The sequence below is a fragment of the Rheinheimera sp. MMS21-TC3 genome, assembly GCF_032229285.1.
Lineage (GTDB): Bacteria > Pseudomonadota > Gammaproteobacteria > Enterobacterales > Alteromonadaceae > Alishewanella.
Map to the genome: position 1 here is coordinate 1,459,053 of NZ_CP135084.1, position 20,257 is coordinate 1,479,309.

13 protein-coding genes are annotated in these 20,257 nt (G+C 40.2%); 8 read left to right on the plus strand and 5 right to left on the minus strand.

What is annotated here, in order from left to right; all coding sequences use genetic code 11:
- Positions 1–4: 4 nt before the first annotated feature.
- On the plus strand, positions 5–1,177 hold the full coding sequence (locus RDV63_RS07240; protein WP_313908830.1) for a vWA domain-containing protein: 1,173 nt from the start codon (positions 5–7) through the stop codon (positions 1,175–1,177).
- A 33-nt stretch (positions 1,178–1,210) separates the two neighbouring features.
- Here the strand turns inward: RDV63_RS07240 and RDV63_RS15270 are convergent, their stop codons facing one another.
- Positions 1,211–1,447, minus strand: coding sequence for a hypothetical protein (locus RDV63_RS15270; protein WP_409934854.1), 237 nt, complete (start codon positions 1,445–1,447; stop codon positions 1,211–1,213).
- Positions 1,448–1,650: 203 nt separating this feature from the next.
- Here RDV63_RS15270 and RDV63_RS07245 point away from each other — a divergent pair, with 203 nt between their 5' ends.
- Entirely contained in the window at positions 1,651–2,028 is a 378-nt protein-coding gene (locus RDV63_RS07245; protein WP_313908831.1) for a diacylglycerol kinase, read from the plus strand.
- 42 nt (positions 2,029–2,070) lie between these two features.
- On the opposite strand, the gene RDV63_RS07250 is transcribed toward RDV63_RS07245, so the two are convergent.
- A complete protein-coding gene (locus RDV63_RS07250) occupies positions 2,071–5,313 on the minus strand; it encodes a PDZ domain-containing protein (protein WP_313908832.1) in 3,243 nt (1,080 codons plus the stop codon).
- Positions 5,314–5,488: 175 nt separating this feature from the next.
- On the opposite strand from RDV63_RS07250, the gene RDV63_RS07255 reads away from it, so the two are divergent.
- Together RDV63_RS07255 and RDV63_RS07260 are read left to right on the plus strand one after the other, a co-directional pair.
- The gene (locus RDV63_RS07255; RefSeq protein ID WP_313908833.1) at positions 5,489–6,754 is read left to right on the plus strand and encodes an Nramp family divalent metal transporter; all 1,266 of its coding nucleotides are present in this window, start codon (positions 5,489–5,491) and stop codon (positions 6,752–6,754) included.
- A gap of 128 nt (positions 6,755–6,882) precedes the next feature.
- Positions 6,883–8,190 (plus strand): hemolysin family protein, encoded by a 1,308-nt coding sequence (locus RDV63_RS07260; protein WP_313908834.1) that lies wholly within the window; start codon positions 6,883–6,885, stop codon positions 8,188–8,190.
- 38 nt (positions 8,191–8,228) lie between these two features.
- Here RDV63_RS07260 and RDV63_RS07265 read toward each other — a convergent pair whose 3' ends face one another.
- A complete protein-coding gene (locus RDV63_RS07265) occupies positions 8,229–9,572 on the minus strand; it encodes an MATE family efflux transporter (protein WP_313908835.1) in 1,344 nt (447 codons plus the stop codon).
- Between the two features lie 31 nt (positions 9,573–9,603).
- Entirely contained in the window at positions 9,604–10,350 is a 747-nt protein-coding gene (locus RDV63_RS07270) for a pseudouridine synthase (protein ID WP_313908836.1), read from the minus strand.
- Positions 10,351–10,484: 134 nt separating this feature from the next.
- On the opposite strand from RDV63_RS07270, the gene RDV63_RS07275 reads away from it, so the two are divergent.
- On the plus strand, positions 10,485–10,898 hold the full coding sequence (locus RDV63_RS07275) for a GNAT family N-acetyltransferase (protein ID WP_313908837.1): 414 nt from the start codon (positions 10,485–10,487) through the stop codon (positions 10,896–10,898).
- A gap of 80 nt (positions 10,899–10,978) precedes the next feature.
- On the opposite strand, the gene RDV63_RS07280 is transcribed toward RDV63_RS07275, so the two are convergent.
- Positions 10,979–12,448, minus strand: a complete 1,470-nt coding sequence (locus RDV63_RS07280) for an OmpP1/FadL family transporter (protein WP_313908838.1) — start codon at positions 12,446–12,448, stop codon at positions 10,979–10,981.
- 287 nt (positions 12,449–12,735) lie between these two features.
- Here RDV63_RS07280 and RDV63_RS07285 point away from each other — a divergent pair, with 287 nt between their 5' ends.
- From RDV63_RS07285 to RDV63_RS07295, 3 genes are all read left to right on the plus strand, one after another.
- Entirely contained in the window at positions 12,736–13,794 is a 1,059-nt protein-coding gene (locus tag RDV63_RS07285; protein WP_313908839.1) for an efflux RND transporter periplasmic adaptor subunit, read from the plus strand.
- Positions 13,795–13,864: 70 nt separating this feature from the next.
- Complete coding sequence (locus RDV63_RS07290; protein WP_313908840.1) at positions 13,865–17,137, plus strand: efflux RND transporter permease subunit; 3,273 nt, start codon at positions 13,865–13,867, stop codon at positions 17,135–17,137.
- Positions 17,134–20,187, plus strand: coding sequence for an efflux RND transporter permease subunit (locus tag RDV63_RS07295; RefSeq protein ID WP_313908841.1), 3,054 nt, complete (start codon positions 17,134–17,136; stop codon positions 20,185–20,187). The genes RDV63_RS07290 and RDV63_RS07295 overlap by 4 nt, the downstream gene beginning before the upstream one ends.
- The last annotated feature ends 70 nt before the right edge of the window (positions 20,188–20,257 follow it).

The following is a 20,257-nucleotide window of genomic DNA, read 5'->3' on the forward strand; positions in this document are numbered from 1 at the left end:
CTTAATGCTGATTGCGTTTTTTTTCACTCTTAGAAACTATGGCTTAAAAGTCAGTATTACCGAGCTACTTGATTTACTTAATGCGCTTAAGCAACAAGTGGTCTTTGCTGATATTGACGCCTTTTATCACTTATCGCGGCTATGTTTAGTTAAAGATGAAACTCAGTACGATAAGTTTGATCGCGCTTTTACCGAGTATTTTACAGGTGTAGCCGAAGTGGATATTGCCGCTAGTATTCCTCCTGAGTGGCTAGTGCCTAGTATTCTTAAACAGCTCACGGATGAAGATAAGGCTAAGTTACAAGCTTTAGGCGGTTTAGATAAGTTACTAGAACAATTTCAACAGCGCTTAGCCGAGCAACAAAAAAAGCATAGTGGTGGTAATAAATGGATAGGCACTGGCGGCACTTCGCCTTATGGTGCTTATGGTTTTAACCCTGAAGGTATTCGTATTGGTCAGCAAGGCAGTGGGGCTAGACGGGCCGTTAAGGTATGGGATAAGCGCGAGTTTAAAGATCTCGACACTGATACCGAGCTGAATAATCGCAGTATTAAATTAGCCCTAAAGCAGCTAAGAAAATTTGCCAGAACAGGCGCTGAAACTGAGCTTGATTTACCCACTACCATTCAAGCAACTTCGGCTCAAGCCGGTTGGTTAGACTTACACTTTATGCGCGAGCGGCATAATGCCATTAAGCTATTAGTACTGTTTGATGTTGGTGGCTCTATGGACGACCATATTGTGCAATGTCAGCAGTTATTTGCCGCAGTTAAGTCTGAATTTAAACATTTAGCTTTTTACTATTTTCATAACTGTGTATACGAAGCGGTGTGGCAAAACAATAAACGCCGCCATAATGAACTGATTAGCGTTAACGATATTATTCATACGTACGGCAGTGATTATAAATTAATACTGGTAGGGGATGCGACTATGGGGCCCTACGAAATTGAATACCCAGGAGGTAGCGTCGAGCATTGGAACCCTGAGCCAGGCAAAGTATGGATGCAACGGCTATTAAGCCATTACCCTAAAGCTGTTTGGTTAAACCCACAGCCAGAGCGATATTGGCCGCATTATCATTCCATTAGTATTATGCAGAGGCTAATGGAAAATAGAATGTATCCATTAACCTTAAATGGTATTAATCAGGCGATTAAAACCTTAGTTGGTTAAATAAAAAAGGTTTTATTAACCGCCTTGAACAAGCTAAGTTGTTTTATTTTTTAAAGGAATAAGCAGAGTTAGCGTGATCTGTTGCTGGTGCAACTGAGCGGTTAATGTACTATTTATAGCTTTAGCAAAAGTATCCGCGATGGAAAGACCTAACCCATAGTTACCACTTGCACTTCTGGCTGAGTCTTTTTGCCACAAAGGTTCAAATAATTGCTTTAAATCGTCGTTGCTAAGTTTTGTTGCGCAAGTATTGCTAATAGCTAATTTAATTGCGTTTGCAGCTGGGTTATAGCGTTAGTAACAATGACTGCGTAACTCAGCAAACTGCGTTATCTTTTTCGCATGATAATATCTTTGATACTTTGCTCGGTCTTAGTCACGTTGATTCTAAGCTGTATCGTCCTGAGTTAGATATTTTGCAACCTTGCCAGAGAGCTTTAGTGGCACAAGGATAATCATAAGAAGAGGTAGTCATGAATTTTGAACCTAGTAAAAAACCGATAGGTTTAAGCCGAATTTTGTTAGCGTTTAAAAACTCTTGTCGTGCTTTTAATTGGCTAATAAAAAATGAAGTGGCTGTTAGGCAAGAAATTATTTTGTTAGTTATAAATATAGTATTAATTAGTATCTGGTCTATTAGTGTTTATGAAAAGTTACTTTTGCTTTGTGCCGTGTTATTTTTACTTTTTGCCGAAGTGATTAATACTGCCATTGAAGTGACAATAGACAGAATTAGCTATGAAATAAACCCCTTATCTGGCTTAGCTAAAGATCTTGGTTCTGCTGCGGTGTTAATTGCTACAGTTATTTATAGTATGGTCTTATTAACTATTTTATATGTGAATTTTTAGATTAAACAAAGGCTGCATTAAGCAGCCTTTGTTTGGTTAATACTATAGGCCTAGTTGTTTTGGCATAGCTGGGGCTTGGCTATGATCCGCTGGTGGGTTAGCGTTTAATTGTTCTAAGGTATGCTCAATTGCCCGTTCTAATTGCACATCTATACCTTTATTTACGGCTATAGGGTCAAGCTCAACTTCAATGTCAGGGCTGACGCCTTCGTTTTCTATGCGCCACTCGCCATCAGGGGTATAAAAACGGAAGAAAGGTACAACATGAAAGCCGCCATCTATCATGCTTGGGTTGGCAGAAATACCTATTAACCCCCCCCAAGTTCTAGTGCCTATAGTTTTGCCCAAGTTTAAGCGCTTAAATGCCCAAGGTAAAAAGTCACCACCAGAGCCGGCATCTTGATCAATAAGCATTGTTTTAGGGCCATAAATAGCGCCACCTGGCGTAGTGAAGCCTAAGCCATCTCTGTCTTTCCAGCCAGATAAAAATGGCCGACTTAAGATCTCAGTAATATAGTTAGCCGCTTGGCCACCACCATTTTTGCGCTCATCAATAATTAATGCGGCTTTATCTACCTGAGCAAAAAACATTCGGTTAAAGTAGTAAAAACCGCCATCTGCTGTATTGGGTAAATACACATAAGCCAGTTTACCATTTGATTTTTTGGCAACTAATTGTCTATTTTGCTCTACCCAATGCCATAAACGTAACTGGCTTTCATTAGCAATGGGCTCAACTGTGATATTACGGCTGTTTTTACCTTTGCTGTTGTCGGCAATGGTTAGCACGACTTGTTTACCAACAGTGTTTTCTAATAATTGATAAATATTTTGCTCAGCAAATAATTCTTTGCCATTAATGGCTAATAAATATTCACCTGCTTTAACAGCAGTACCAGGAACGGCCAAAGGTGCAATTACAAAAGGCGCCCAGCGATCACCTTGGTAAACTGTACTAAATAGGTAACGGTTATTACTAATGGTAAAGTCAGCGCCTAATAATCCAACTTGGCTAGATTTTTCTTGATGGGTGTCGCCACCACCAATACGGTTGTGGCCAACTTGTAGTTCAGCAATCATTGCCACTAAAACATCATTTAAGTCTTCACGGCGCTGGACATGGGCAAGCATTGGTTGGTATTTATCGTAAATAGATTGCCAGTTAATACCGTGCATATTGGCATCATAAAAATACTCTTTTTGCATCCGCCACGCATCATTGAAGATTTGCTGCCATTCTTGCACCGGATCAATAAAGCTTTTAACGTCAGCTAAACTAATAGTTTCAGGTTTTGGCTCGGCTACGGCATCTGCAACTTTATAGCTGTTATCAGTAGCAACCAATAATATCTTTTTACCATCAGCGCTTAAACTAAAGCTAGCTAAATTATCTTGAATTTTAGTGCTGGTTTTATCTTTAAAATCAAATCGATATAAACTAGCGCCCTTGTTAGCTCTAGCCTGAGGTAATTCGTTGCTGCTGCCTGGTTGATTGTGTTGTAAGTAAAATAATGCACCATCATTGGCAATGGCTAAGCTGTCGTAATTACGCTCTGCTATCGGTAGCGCCACGATACGATTGCTCAAACCAGCTAAGTCTATTTTTACAGCTTTAACTGCTGCATTGGTTTTAGCTGTCTCTTTGGCTTTTTCTGCTGTTTTGGGTTCATCACCTGTTTTTGCTAATAAAGGCGACTTTCCATCAACCGCTAATACCGCAACATAAATACCTTGGCGTATAGGTCTTTCACGGGTAGATAAGTCTAAACCAACTTGAGAAGGACCTGTATTAACTGAAGCGGTAAAGTATAAATAATCTTGAGCAAAAACCGGATCATCAACATGACTCATGCCATCAGTAATTAAGGAGCTGTTGTTATTATTAAAGTCGAATAGCTTAATTTGGCTAAAGTAGTTTTCACCTGCAACTGTATAAGCTAGATAGCGGCTATCAGCTGAAAAGCTAACTTTAAAATCAGCTCTGCGCAAAGATGTATCTAGTTTTTGAGTGTTTTTAGTTTTTATATCAAAGGCATAAAGGTTTAAATGATTGTCTTGGTATATCAGTTTTTGACCATTAGGTGACCAGCTTAGCAAAGTTAAATAGCCATTATTGTTTAAATCATAAGTTTTGCCAGCGCTTAAGCCGTCTTGGCTGCGGATAATAAGTTGATGTTTATTACCCTGATCTGAAATATAGGCTACTTGACTGCCATCTGGGCTCCACAAGCCTGAAAATTCACGAACACCTGAGGTTTGAGTAAGGTTACGGGTTGAGCCTTCATCTACCGGCACAGTAAAAATATCACCACGAGCACTTACTATTAATCGTTGGCCAGTACTAGATAATTGTGCGGAAGTGATAGTTTTGCTTGCGTCTTTCCATTGCGGGCGGCGCTGTGCAGATTGGCTATTAATAGTAACAGGTATTGGCTGGCTTTGGCCGTTAGTTATATTTAACTGATATAAGTAGCCACCGGCAGCGTAAATAATATCATTATCATAACCTGCTGCAGATTCTATATCCCACTCTGTAAGTTGGGTAAGCTGGTTGACAGTCTTGGCCGAATAGCTAAATAAATTGACGGCTTGGTTATCGCGATCAGATAAAAAATATACCGTATCACCAAGCCAAAATGGATTAAATTCATTCGCATTAGGGTGAGGGATTTTCTCTAGCTTTTGCTTGGCTATATCAATTATCCATACTGGCGGGGTGCTACCACCGCGATGTAACCGCCAACCACTAGTACCGCTATAAGCCATATTGTTGGGACGATAGGCTAATTTTTTACCATCATCAGACCATTTACCTTCAAAGGCTATGGCTGGCATGACCTTTTGCTCATAGCCGCCAGTAATGGCAACTTCATATAATTGATTGCTCCGACTATTGGCCACTTCGCGATTAGAGGCAAATAACACTTTTTTGCCGTCTGGGCTCCAACCATTAACGGTATCTGCTGACGGATGCCAAGTTAAACGTTGAGCCGTGCCGCCTGTGCTTGGCATAACATAAACATCGGTATTATTGTCGTAGTTAGCCGAAAAAGCGATCCAGTTACCATCAGGAGAAAAATGCGGTGCAAATTCATCAGCTGGGTGGCTAGTAAGTTGCCGAGGATTTTGCCCATCGCGTTCGGCTAACCAGATATCGCCACCATAAACAAAGGTTAGCTTATCGGCCGAAATATCAGGTTGCCGTAATAACCGACTACCTTCACTGGCACAAAGGCTAGTGGAAGTTAGTATTGCCACTAACCATAAATGTCGAGGAGAAAACATGTAAAGTCCTTGAGTTAAGCATTCTAATATTTTTAATTATAGCATTTAATAGCGAGAAAGAGTTCTGACTTCTGCTACTAAAACTAACAAATATAAACTGCAACACCTGTGCTAAAGTAGCGTAATATTAATGTTTTAGGCTAATAAACAATGGCAGCTAAATATGGTAATAAAAATGGCAAAGAATCCAGCTAATAAAAAAACGTTTTTAGGTCCTGCTGTATTAGTAACTGCGGCTTTTATTGGCCCAGGTACTGTTGTTTCAGCGTCATTAGCCGGGGCCAACTTTGGCTATGCCTTAATATGGGCCTTAGTGTTTTCGGTTTGTGCCACTATGATATTACAGGAGATGGCGGCTAGATTAGGCATAGTGACAGGGAAAGGATTAGGTGAAAATTTACGTAATCTAGTTCAGCAACCTTTATTACGTTGGCCCTTATTGTTATTAGTTATTCTGGCTATAGTGATAGGTAACAGTGCTTATCAAGGTGGCAATATTACCGGTGCCTCTATGGGCGCTGAAACGCTCTGGGGTAAGAGTGCATGGCTGCAAAGCTGGTCACAACTGTCTAGTTTAAATCCTTGGGCATTAATCTTAGGCTTGCTGGCTGCATCGGTATTATGGTTTGGTAAATATAACGTTATAGAGCGTTTTTTAATTGTTTTGGTGTTGTTAATGAGCTTAGCCTTTATTAGCACTATGCTACTGACTAAACCAGATATTTTAGGCCTTTTACAAGGTGCATTTATCCCCAGTATTCCAACTGGGGCGACTTTGACTGTTGCCGCTTTAATTGGCACTAGCGTAGTGCCTTATTCCTTATTTTTACATGCTGCTAGTGCCGCTCAAAAATGGCCAGCAGAGCAGGTAGAGATCCCTGAAGCCTTAAATGCGGCAAGGCGAGATATAGTTGTCGCTATTCCTTTAGGTGGTCTTATATCAATTGCTATTGTCTCAGCGGCAGCAGCAGCCTTTTTTGGCCAAGCTAAGCAATTAGAAAATGTTAGTCAGCTTGCGGTTGCCTTAGAGCCTTTATTTGGCAAAGCGGCCACTTGGGGCTTATCTTTGGGCTTGCTCGCATCAGGCTTGTCTTCTGCTATTACAGCGCCGTTAGCAGCAGCTTATGCCATGGCTGGTATCTTAGGTAAACCTTTAGATTTAAAACAGCCGGTATTTCGAGTCACTTGGTTATTTATTATTGTTAGTGGGGTGATTTTCGCCTCTTTAGGCATTAAGCCAGTATCAGTTATTTGGTTTGCCCAAGTAGCTAATGGCATTTTATTACCGCTAATATGTTTTTGTTTATTATTAGCGATGAATCATAATATCTTAGGCCGTTATAAGAATAATAAATGGCAAAATATACTGGGTTCAATTGTGCTGTTGCTCAGTGTTATTTTAAGTTTTCGCAGTTTAGGCTTGGCTTTTAATTTATTTTAAGCTTTGGTGTTTACTACAAAGTACTGATAATTGAATAAACTGCAGATAAATAGCACGTTTTACTAGTAATTACCGCTATAATAGCCACTAGGAATAGCATAACAGTTGTGATGCTAGTGGGAGTAAAAATGACAACCTTTGAATATGTTCTGTTAATGCTATTGTTAGTAGCGGGCAGTGCCTTTTTTTCTATCTCAGAAATTGCATTAGCTGCAGCGCGCAAAATGCGGCTGCGCTTTATGGCCAGTGAAGGCAATATTAACGCTGAAAAAGTATTAACGTTACAAGAGCAGCCGGGCAACTTTTTTACCATAGTACAAATAGGCTTAAATGCAGTGGCTATATTGGGTGGTATTTTAGGTGAAGCTGCTTTTACGCCTTATTTTACACAATTGTTAGCGTTGTTCTTCACTGGCACTTGGTTATCTAGTGTTGCTTTTGGCTTATCAGTCTTTTTTATTACCTCATTATTTATTCTATTTGCCGACTTAATGCCTAAACGACTGGCGATGATAGCCCCAGAATATATAGCAGTGCGGGTTGTTAAACCTATGCTGTTTTTAATTATGCTATTAAAGCCCTTTGTCTGGTTATTTAATGGCTTAGCTAATGTTATTTTCAGCTTATTTAAAGTACCCACTATGCGAAAAGATGATATTACGCCAGATGATATTATCGCCATGATGGAAGCAGGTGCCCAAGCAGGGGTATTACAGCAGCATGAGCATCAATTACTAGAAAATGTATTTGATATGGAGTCGCGTACAGTAACTTCTGCTATGACAGCGCGGGAAAGCTTAGTGTTCTTTATGAAAAGCGAGTCTTTAGCCGATATTAAAGATAAAATTTCTCAGCACCCGCATGCTAAGTTTTTAGTCTGTGATCAAGTGCTAGATCATGTTGTTGGTTATGTCGATGCGCGAGATATTTTGCTGCAAGTGTTACATGAACAACCGATATCTCTGAACAAAGAAGGCATAGTTCGTACAGCACTAATTATTCCTGATACTTTATCTTTATATGAAGTCTTAGAGCACTTTAAATCTGCAGGGGTTGATTTTGCCGTTATTATGAATGAATACGCTTTAGTGGTAGGTATTATTACTCTTAAAGATGTGATGAGTATAGTTATGGGCGAATTAGTGAATTCTGAAGAAGACCAAATCGTTGCTCGCGACAGTAATTCTTGGTTAGTAGAAGGCTTAACCCCGCTAGAAGATGTGATGCGAGCTTTGTCTATAGACAGTTTCCCCAATCAAGAAAACTATGAAACCATTGCCGGCTTTATGATGTATACCTTGCGCAAAATTCCTAAGCGGACCGACTTTGTTATTCATCAAGGTTATAAATTTGAAGTGGTCGATATTGACAGCTATAAAATTGACCAGCTTTTAGTGACCAAAATAGGCGCTGAGCCTTTGGATATAAGCGCTTAATTCAGAAGTTGCTTTAAACCACTTTAACTCATTGAAAATTAATGGTTTGGTATGAGTTTGTGGTGCCGTAATTGGTTAAAAAATACTAGTGCTAAGCTAATGCTGCGTAACGCCATAAAGCCGCATAAGGCCAGCCATAAAGCATGGTTTTGCCATTGCTTAAATATTGTAAATAACACTACAAAACCAATTAAAGCAATAAACATAGTATTACGTAAGGTTTTGCCTTGGGTGGCGCCAATAAATATGCCATCTAGCAAGTAGGCCCAGCTGGCAACTAAGGGTAGCAGTATCATCCAAGCTACATATTTAGCGGCTTCAGCTTGCACTTCAGGGATTGACGTTAGTAAGTTAACAAAAGCTTGCCCTGCGACAGCGTAGCTAAGACTAAATATAACCGACAGTATTAAACACCACAGGCTTAACACTACTAGACTCTCAATTAACTGGTTGTTATTACGCTGGCCTATGGCTTGGCCGGTAATGCTTTCTGCAGCATAAGCTAAGCCATCTAAGGCATAAGAGACTAGCATTAAAAAGCTTAGTAATACGGCATTAGCTGCTACGGTATTATCGCCATAAGCCGCGCCTTGAAAGGCAATAAAAATAAATACCGCTTGTAAGCATAAACTGCGTAAAAAAATGTCTCTATTTAACGAAAATAGCGGTTTAAATTGGGCAAGCTGTAATGATTTTCGCCATGTTAGTCTAAAATGGTTAATAATATGTGTGCGCATAGTGCTGCGGTAAATAAAGCTGATGGCTAAGCCTAAGCCCGCAAAATCGGCTATTACTGAAGCGGCAGCAATGCCTGGTACCTGCCAATGAAAGTACAATACAAATACCAAGTCTAAAATAATATTAATACTGTTACTAAAAATTAGCATCCACATGGCATAGCGGGCGTTTTGCTGACCTAAAAACCAACCCATTAATACTAAATTAGTTAGCAGAGCAGGGGCGCTCCAGATCCTAATTTGAAAATAACTAATGGCCTGTTCAGTTATTGCAGGACTGGCATCGCTAAAATAAAACAGTAGGCTTAAAGGGGCTTGCAGTAGCAGCAAAATAATAGCCATACTTAATGCGAGTGTAATGCCTTGGAACAAGTGGTTTAGTTGGCCTTGCATATTGTTTGCACCATAGGCTTGAGCGGTTAGCCCTGTGGTACTCATGCGTAAAAAACTTAGTAAAAAGAAAAGCAAACTAATAGCACTACTGCCAAGCGCTATACCCCCTAGATATTGAGCATCATCTAAATGGCCAGCAACAGCGGTATCGACTAAGCCGAGCAGGGGCACACATAAGTTGGATAACACCATAGGTAAGGCTATAGCGCCAATCTGTTTCTGTAATGATAAGTTAAAAAAGCGTGCAAACATCTATAGAGTAAGCCTTTAATTTAATGAGACATTAGTCAGCGGTACAATGTATATTTTCAGTTTGTACTAACTGTAATAAGCTGGTTAATGCTTCGTCTTGAATTGGCTCTATTGCCGTAACTGCTAAATTAGCTAATTGAATATTATGTAAGCTGATCCGACATAAATTAAGTACATTTACGCCTTGGCTTTTGCACATATAGCGAATTTGTCTATGTAAGCCTTGGGTTAAGGTGATAATAAATTCGCGCTTATTGATGGGCTCTAATTGACAAGGGCGAGAGGTATAGATTTTGCTGCCGAGCTGCCAGCTTACACCTTGGCTTAATTGGCTGATAAAATTGGCATCAATATCGCGGTCTACTTTTACTCGATACGACTTTTTATGATGAAAGTCAGGGTGAATTAATCTTTGACACAATAATCCGTCATTAGTTAAGAGTAAAAGGCCACTAGAGTCTTTATCTAAACGGCCGACGGCAAAGACTCGCTGAGGAATTAGCTGTAAAACATGATACAAACTGGCACTATCGTCTGCTTTAATATTGCAGTCAATGCCCACAGGTTTATGGTATTTATAATAAACGCGTTCAGGGTTAATTATTAAAGGCTGCTGGTCAATTATAATGGTGTCGTTAGCTGTTACTAAGTCGGTATGCTTGGCTATTTGGCCATTAACATTTACCTTAGAAGCGCTAATTAAACGCTCAGCATTACGCCTTGAGCAGTAACCATTAGTGGCTATCCACTTCGCTAAACGTTGCGGTTTAAGATTCATGATATTTGCCTGTTACACACACTAGTTGACCTTATTATGCGACAGACGGTCTGGGGTTACATCTGTTCTATGTTTATCTATTTTGGCTGCTTATGGTATCTTAATCCAATAAATCATACCTGAGTTATTGCACCATGCCAGAGTTTATAGCCGATCATACTGAAAGTTTAGCCACGCTAGCAAAACAAAAAATTGCGGAATTTAATGCTTTACATTGGGATGCCAGTCTACGCCAGCCGTTAGGTTTGAAAAAGCTGAATGATGCCGGTGAGGTTATAGCTGTTTTAACCGGCCGCACTTTTGGTAATTGGTTCTATTTAGAATCGTTTTGGTTAGATAAACAGTATCGGGGGCAAGGGCTTGGTAAAGCTATGCTAGTAGAAGCAGAGCAAATTGCTAAACAACGAGGCTGTCGTTATGTCTTATTAGACACGCTTAACTTTCAGGCTAAACCATTTTATCAGCAACTTGGTTATCAGATAACCTGGACGCAATTAGATTACCCTTTTGATGGCGGTGCCAAGTATTTTATGCAAAAAACGCTTTAAAACAGCAAAGTGCAAGCAAAAACTTGCACTAATTTAGTTAAGACAATGCTATTTTACAGTTGCGTTTTTAACGTTATCGCTTAAAACCGATAATTAGCTTGTACAGCCAACACTTGGGCTTTATTGCTATAATCACCGGTTAAATTACTGCGGTAAAGCGGTTGCTCTTGAACGTTATATTCATGCTCATCAATACTCACATCACCGGTAAATAAATAGCCATAGGCAAAATCTAAGCTAATTTTTTCGCTAACTACCCAGTTAGCGCCAACAGTTAACCAAGTTCTATGATCAGTAGGAATACGGGCGGTTTTTTGCGCTTGTGGGATAGGGTTTTCATCATAAGCAATACCAGCCTTTAAGGTTAATTCTGGTTGCACAATATAAGTTGCGCCTAAAGCATAAGACCAAGAGTTTTGCCATTTTTCTGGGATATAGCCAATGTAACCAGGCGCGTTTAAGTTTGGCGGTAATTGGGTATTGTTAGAGATACTGGGATTTACATCGTTACTAACAATATCAATGCTTTGAAACTTACTCCACTGGGTCCAAGCTGCAGTAAACTGCAACGAAAAGGCAGTAGTAAACTGCTGGTCAATGCTAAGCGCGGCTGACGCGGGCGTGGTTAAGGAGAGCTTACTGGCTTCAGTTAAAAGATTGTTTGATGCCAGTTTACCGGTAGAGAGGTCAATAGCCGGTAATTGCGGTGCGACTACAATAAAGTTTGGATTACCTACTACGTTAGCACCGGTAATAGGGGTGTTGGTGATGGTTGAATCGCCTTTTAAGGTATAACGAACCTGTGAATGATAACTTAGCGCTAAGCGAGTACCAGCTATAGGTTCACCATGAATACCTAAGGAGTAACCAAAAGCGATATCATCTCCTGTTACTTCATACTGGCTGTGGCAATAGGCATCATTGTAGACAGGGGCGCCAAATATAGTGTTAATTGCTGTTTCGCCTAGTTCGCATAAGCCTGTATGATCTTTATATTTAGATAAAGTCCCCGCGATTCGGTTTACTGAAATTGCAGCGCCAATAGACCATTGCTCATTTAATTTATAGCCAATAGCAGGTTGTAAGCTTAATACTTGAATAGCCGTTTCATCGGCAAAGTAACGGCCCACAAATTCATTGTCATAATCTGATGATAAGCCAAAAGGTACATAAAAGCCTATGCCCCAACTTAGTTGCTCAGAGTAATGATCTGCATAGAATAAAAATGGTACGGCTTCGGTTAAATTATTTTGTCCATAATCGTCACCTTGAACAGCCTGACCATTAGCGCTTTTAGCTTGCATGTTCTGATAATTAGTTTTGGCATCAATAAGACTTACACCACCTGAAAATTGGCTGCCAGCTAATTGAGTTAAAGCTGCTGGATTTGAGTAAACTAAAGTAGCGTCAGTGATCTGTGCACCACGACCAGCATAACCATTGCCCATGCTACTGACAGATTGTTCAAATAACTTATAGCCTTCAGCTTGGATCTGAAAACTTGAAATAGCAGCGAATACAGCAACGGCGATGCCTGTTTTTCTAAACATGATAAAAATCCTATTGAAAAAAGTAGTTTAGTATATTCAGGTCAGACCTGAGAGTAAACGCTCTAACTCTTGATAAATTGTGCATTGGTCGTGATTTTTAATTAATTTGACTAATCTTTAGTTTATTTGACGAAATTATCTGAAATTAATGTGCTAGGTTTCACAGATATTTTATTTAAGTTATTGATTTTAAATGCTATATTGTAAGTTTGAAATACTGGCACAGTGCCTGCTTTATAAGTACAGAGTCTATAGAGAACTGAAATAGTCAATTCAAGGAAGTTTATATGAAATATTTTGCCTTAATGATGGCAATTACCCTAAGCAGTGTTTTAATTGCTGGCTGCCAACCTGCAGAGAGTGCTGCTTCAGCGACTAAAGCGGATGAAGTAATGGCTATCCCTATCGAAACTAGTTTAAGTCGCAAAGGCGAAATTAGCAGTAGCTACCAAACTACGGCGACACTAGAAACTCGCACTGAAGCGCAAGTTGTCAGTAAAGCCACCGGAATTGTAAAAACCATTTTAGTTGAAGAAGGCCAGCAAGTTGAAGCCGGCCAGTTATTAGCCACCTTAGATAACGAACGTCAGCAATTTAGTTTACAAAAAGAACAGGCTGAATTAAGCCGGTTAACTAGTGAGCTAAAACGCATGGAGGAAATGTATCAACGCAAGTTGATTAGTGCCGATAATTTTGAAAAGTTAAAATGGCAATACGATGCTGTTTTAGCCTCAGTTAACTTAGCTCAGTTAGCCTTAACTGAAACAGAAATTCGCTCACCTATTAAGGGTGTGGTGGCAAGACGTTATGCAAAAGTGGGCCAGTTAATTAGTCAATATCAGACTGAATCATTATTTCATGTTGTTGCTAATCAGCAACTTGAGGCCATTATTTACTTACCTGAGCAACATTTAAGTCAAGCTGAAATTGGCCAAAATGCCATTTTGCATTTTGTCGGTTCTCAGCCAGTGAATGCCAGTTTAGTGCGGATCTCACCGATAGTGGATGCAGCCTCAGGTACGGTAAGAGCAGTATTAAAAGTCGATAACAGTCAGTTGCAATTAAAACCGGGCATGTTTGCGCAAGTTCAGTTGCAATTTGATGTAAAAACAGATGCCTTATTAATCCCAAAACGGGCGCTTATGACAACAGATAATGTAGCTTCTGTATTTGTGGTGTCTGCAGATAACACCGTCAGCCGTCAAGTTGTTGAGTTAGGCTATCAATCAGATAATACCGTTGAAATTATTGCTGGCTTATCGCTAGAGCAACAAGTGGTTATCGCCGGTCAAGCCGCACTTAAACCCGATGCACTTGTTAATGTGGTATCTGTCCGTCAGTTTTAATGGCTAAATATTCTTCTCATTTAAAAGCTGTAATTAAACACAACAACAATAATAAATAGGATTTTAAGCCATGAAGCTAGTGGATTTAGCCGTAACAAGACCCGTTACTATATGGATGTTTACGCTTGGTATTTTACTTTTTGGCTTAGTTGCAGCCGGACGCTTAGCGGTAAACTTATTGCCTGATTTATCTTATCCCTCTTTAACCATCCGCACAGAATTTATTGGTGCTGCGCCGGCTGAAGTTGAACAGTTGGTCAGTAAACCCATTGAAGAAGCTATTGGCATTGTTAAAGGAGTGCGAAAAGTTCAGTCGGTCTCACGCTCGAGCCGCTCAGATGTGGTAATGGAGTTTGATTGGGGCACCGATATGAATATAGCGGCGCTTGAGGTGCGAGAAAAGCTGGATGTGTTGTTTTTACCGCTAGAAATAGAAAAACCGTTATTGCTTAGGTTTAATCCTAACCTTGATCCTATAGTGCGTTTAGCTTTAAGTCGAAAAGATAAGGATCAAGCATTAACAAATTCGCAATTGGTTAGTTTGCGTACTTATGCTGATGAAGATTTACGCCGAGCCTTAGAATCCTTATCAGGTGTGGCTGCGGTTCGTCCAGATGGTGGCTTAGAGCAAGAAATTCAAATCTTGGTTGATCCACATAAACTTAGCCAATTGCAGCTAGATATTAGTCAAATAAGCCAGCGCTTGCGCCACGAGAACTTAAACCAGTCTGGCGGTAGGTTAGAAACCAGTAGTTTTGATTACTTAGTGCGTACTATTAATCAGTTTAGTAATTTACAGCAGATTAAAGATTTATATGTTGCCGAAGTCGCCAATAGCCCCATTCGTTTATCTGATGTTGCTGAAATACGCGATGGCTTTACAGATCGTAAAAGCATTACTTATGTCAATGGTAAAGCGGCCATCGAAGTTGCCTTGTACAAAGAGGGTGATGCTAATACGGTTCAAGTTGCTAAAACAATCTTAAGTAACTTAAGTAAATTACAGCAGGCTTTACCCGCTGATTATCAACTGGATGTAGTTTATGACCAGTCAGAGTTTATTAAACAAGCAATAGATGAAGTGAAGTCATCAGCCCTTATTGGTGGCTTACTGGCCATGCTAGTACTGTATTTATTTTTAGGTAATGCTTGGGCCACGTTAATTATCTCAATTTCAATTCCGTTATCTGTTATTGCCACTTTTAATTTGATGTACGGTCAGGGCATATCCTTAAATATGATGAGCTTAGGCGGCATTGCTTTAGCCGTTGGTTTATTAGTAGATAACGCTATAGTAGTTTTAGAAAATATTGATCGCCATAAAAAGCTAGGTAAAACAGCCTTTGAAGCTGCCAAGCTTGGTACTAAAGAAGTGTCTATGGCGATTACTGCTTCTACCTTAACCACAGTGGCAGTGTTTTTTCCTTTAGTCTTTGTTGAAGGCATTGCCGGACAATTATTTCGCGATCAAGCCTTAACGGTAACCTTTGCTTTATTAGCCTCTTTAGTTGTTGCTTTAACCTTAATTCCAACCATGGCGGCACGTGAGCGGCAAGTTAAAGTCAACGCTAATCAAGCTGGCCATGACAGCGAACTCGTAGCAAATAGAAAACCTAGCAAAAAAGCTTGGTACTACTGGCCAACCTTACCGCTTCGGCTGCTAGGGCAATTATTTAAAATCAGCATTGTGGCTATTATTACTGTTATTACCTTATTAAGCCGTTTGGTCTCTCGCCTTTTTGCTTTACTGTTTAAGCCCGTTATTGCAGCTGTGCGCTGGTTTTTAAGCCAGTTAGAATTAAAGTATCAGTGGTTTTTGCAGCAGGCATTACAGGCAAAAAGTTTGACTATAGGTTTAACTTTAATCATAGCCGCCGCTTGTTATAGCTTATTACCGCGCCTTGGTGCTGATGTTATCCCTAATATGAACCAAGGTGAGTTTTATGTTGAAATTCAGCTACCAGTAGGTAGTGCTATTGAGCAAACCGATAAATTAATGACGCGCTTAGCCTTATTAGCTAAAGAGCAAACTACAGTTGAAAAAACCTATGCTCAAGCGGGTACAGGTGCTCAAATGACGGTAGACCCAAGCATTGGTGGTAGTCATTGGGGCCGATTAAATGTGGTATTACAGCCTAATACTACCACTGAGCAGCAACAGCAGTTAATTACATTATTTCGTCAAGAGCTGGCGTTATGGCCTGATGTAAAGGTTAAAATTGATCAGCCGCAATTACTTAGCTTTAGTACGCCTTTACAAATTGAGTTGTCAGGTTATGAGTTAAGCCAATTAAAGCAAGCGGCCGATGCGCTAGTGATCCGTTTAGCGGCAGAGTCACAATTTACTGATGTAAAATCTAGCCTAAGACCTGGCCAGCCGGAGATTAGTTTATATTTTAATCATGATCTATTATCGCAACTAGGTTTAAATTCTCACGATATAGCCAAGCGGGTAGCGGCTTATGTCGGCGGAGAAGTTGCTGGCCAATATTCAATTGATGATCGCAAAGTGGACATTCGGGTGCGCTTAGCTGAGCAATATCGCCAATCGCAACAGCAACTGGCGCAGTTAATTATTAACCCTAATAGCAGTAAGCCTTTGCCGCTTTCTGCGGTTGCAGAAATTAAAAGTGAAATTGGCCCCAGCGAAATTACCCGCATTGGCCAACAACGTGTTGCCTTAGTTACTGCTAACCTTGCTTATGGTGACATTGAGCAAGCTAGCAAAAATGCTGCGGCTATACTTGCTAAGCAACCTTTATCTTATGGTGTTAGCGCTTTTGTAGCGGGGCAAAGCGAAGAGATGGAGCGCGCTTATTCCTCTTTAGTTATGGCGCTATTACTAGCAATATTTTTAGTTTACTTAGTAATGGCATCACAGTTTGAAAATTTGCTGCAGCCGTTATTAATATTATTTACTGTTCCTTTAGCTGGCGCTGGTGCCATATTAGGCTTGTGGTTAACCGATACTCGACTATCAGTCATTGTTTTTATCGGCTTAATTATGTTGGCAGGTATAGTGGTTAATAATGCCATAGTACTGATCGATCGGATTAATCAGCTACGAGCCGAAGGCATAGATGTACAGCAAGCTATTATTGCTGCCGGCACTAGTCGATTACGACCGGTATTAATGACAACGTTAACTACTATTTTAGGCTTATTGCCAATGGTATTAGGCGGTGAAGGTAGTGAGATTAGAGCGCCTATGGCAATAACCGTTATTTTTGGTTTAGCGCTGGCAACGTTATTAACCTTAGTCTTTATCCCAGTGTTATATCATTTAGTTAGTCACAATAAACCTAATGCTGTATCCGCTGTAAGTCAGGAGACCTTGCAATGAAGGAACAACCTTTAGCCCTGACAAGATTTGCGCTAAACCGGCCTGTTACTACTTGTATGCTGTTTTTATCCATGCTGGTGTTTGGTGTTTTAGCTAGCCGCATGTTGTTATTAGAACGATTTCCGGGGATTGATATTCCGCAAATCTTTATCAATGTGCCTTATGCCAATGCAACCCCAGCTGAAATAGAACGCTTAATTACTCGGCCATTAGAAGAAGCGCTAGCGACAGTAACAGGCATTAAACAAATGCGCTCTTGGTCCAATGAAAATAGCGCTGAAGTGTCGTTAGAGTTTAATTGGGATCAAGATATAAACAGTAAAAGTATTGAAGTACGTGAGCGCTTAGATAGTATTAAACATTTACTGCCCAAAGATGTTGAACGGGTATTAGTGTTTCAATTTAATACCAATGATATGCCTATTTTTCAGCTAAGAATTTCTAGCCAACGCGATTTGGCAATGGCATATGATTTGCTGGAGCGTCAAATAAAGCAGCCTTTAGAGCGGGTTCAGGGCGTATCAAAAGTCGAGCTATATGGCGTGCAAAAGCGCCAAGTCGTGATCCGTTTAAATCCAGATAAAATGCGGGCCTTGAATATTGATGCTGCTATGATTGTTCAGGTGCTTAGGCAAAACAACTTTGCGTTAACAGCTGGCGAATTACGTAATGCTGAGCATAGTATTTTGGTAAAACCCATTGGCGAATATAGCCAACTAAGCCAAATAGCCGCGCTACCTTTACGACCCGGATTAAGCCTGCGTGAAGTTGCAACTGTCGCCTTAGAGTTACCTAAAGTAGAAGATGGTCGGCATTTAGACCAAACTTATGCCGTTGGCATGAATGTGTATAAAGAGTCTGGCGCTAATTTAGTTGAAGTAGCAAAAGCAGCTTTAGCAGTAGTGGCGACCGTAGATAAAGATCCGGCTTTTAATGGCATCAGTTTATTTATTATGGATGATATGGCTGAGGGCGTAACAACCTCATTAAAAGATTTATTAATGGCAGGCGCTATTGGAGCCTTGTTATCATTTTTAGTCTTATATGCCTTTTTACGCCACTTAGGCAGCACTATGGTAGTAGTGTTAGCTGTACCTGTGTCAATTTGTATTGCGTTAGGTTTTATGTACTTTCTTGGCTATAGCTTAAATATATTAAGCATGATGGGCTTAATGCTAGCCATAGGTATGTTAGTGGATAATGCTGTAGTAGTAACTGAAAGCATATTTCGGGAGCGGGCAGTTGGCGGCGATGTTAAAACAGCAACAGCGCGTGGTGTGCGTCGTGTTAGTTTAGCGGTAGTTGCAGGTACAGCCACTACCGCTATTGTTTTTTTGCCCAACATTATTGGCCAAAAGATGCAGCTAACCATATTTCTTGAGCATGTGGCTATCGCTATTTGTTTATGTTTAGCAATTAGTTTATTAATGGCTTTAACCTTGATTCCTTTGCTTAGCACTAAACTGAAGATGCAGTTAAATGCTAATAATAACTCGACCAAACTAGGCCGAGCTTATCGTAAAGCTTTAACTAAAGTGATGGCTTATCCAAGATGGTCTAGCTTTGTAGCTATAGTTATCTTATTGAGCATAGCTGTACCTATAGCAGCAGTATCAGGTGGTGAAGATAATAATCAAGATACTAGCCGCATTTATATTAATTATAATATTCAAGGTAACTATGCTTTAGCTGAGGTGGAAGCTGAAGTGGTTAGCATGGAAAACTACTTATATGCTAATAAAGAAAAATTTGATATAGGATCTGTATATAGCTACTACAGTACAGGCCAAGCTTCGTCTACCCTTATTTTAAACCAACCTCTTAGCCAACCTTTTGCTGAGTTAAAGCAAGAAATCCGAGAGAACTGGCCAAGTTTAGTTCGCTCTAAACCTACTTTTGGTTGGGGCGGTAATGATGGCTTGCAAGTGCACTTATTGGGTCGCTCTACAGAAGTACTAATACGCTTAGCTAAAGATATTGAACCCATCTTAGCCAATATCACTGGCTTAGACGATGTAAGCTCTGCAATTACCGATGGCCAACAAGAGTTACAAATTAAGTTGCAACTAGAGCAGCTGCAACGCCATGGCTTAACTGCTCAGCAAGTTGCTGATGCGGTTTCACTGGCTTTACGTGGTGTTAATTTACGAACATTTCGAAGCGCAGAGCAAGGCGAGTTATTAATGCGAGTGCTTTATGATGAGCGAGTTAGCACTTCTATGGCTGAATTAGCCGCTTTACCAATTTTAACTAAAGACGCTATTGTGATTAGCCTTAATCAAGTTGCTACCTTATCAATAGTCCCTAGGCTTGATAGAATTAGTCGCTTTAATCGGCAAACGGGTATTGCCTTTCAAATGAACTTAACTAAAGACGCCACTATGGATAAAGTGCGTGCAGATATTAAGCAAGTGATGGATCAAGTTGCGCTACCCACTGGCTACACTTGGTCATTTCAGGGCGGGTTTTCCAATCAAGATGAATCGCAACAAGTGATGCTGGTTAATATGTTACTGGCTGTAGCTATGATCTATCTGGTTATGGCGGCTTTGTTTGAATCTATTTTATTACCCACAGCTGTGATTGGCTCTTTATTGTTTTCGTTAGTAGGTGTCTATTGGACCTTCTTAATTACCGGCACCAATATGGGCATGATGGGAATGATAGGTATGCTGGTGCTAATGGGAATAGTGGTAAATAACGGTATCGTCTTGGTGGATAGAATTAACCAAGATAGACAAGCTTTTCCCGAGCAACCATTATTAGAGGTTATTATTACCGCTAGTGAGTCACGTTTACGGCCTATTTTAATGACAGTGGCCACAACCATATTAGGCTTGCTGCCATTAGCTTTTGGTGGTACGCAAATTGGTGGTGACGGCCCAAGCTATGCGCCTATGGCTATTGCTATTGTCGGCGGCTTATTATTTTCTACCTTAACCAGTTTAGTGTTGGTGCCTTTAACCTATTGGGGCTTAATTCAACTGAATAGTAAATGGTTAAGCTGGCGCCAAACGGCGACGCGTTGGGCGAATAAAATATTTATTTAATTGGCTCCGTTAATTATACTAAAGCTGTTTTTGATACAGCTTTAGCAGTTGGCTTTAGTAATGCAGCTGA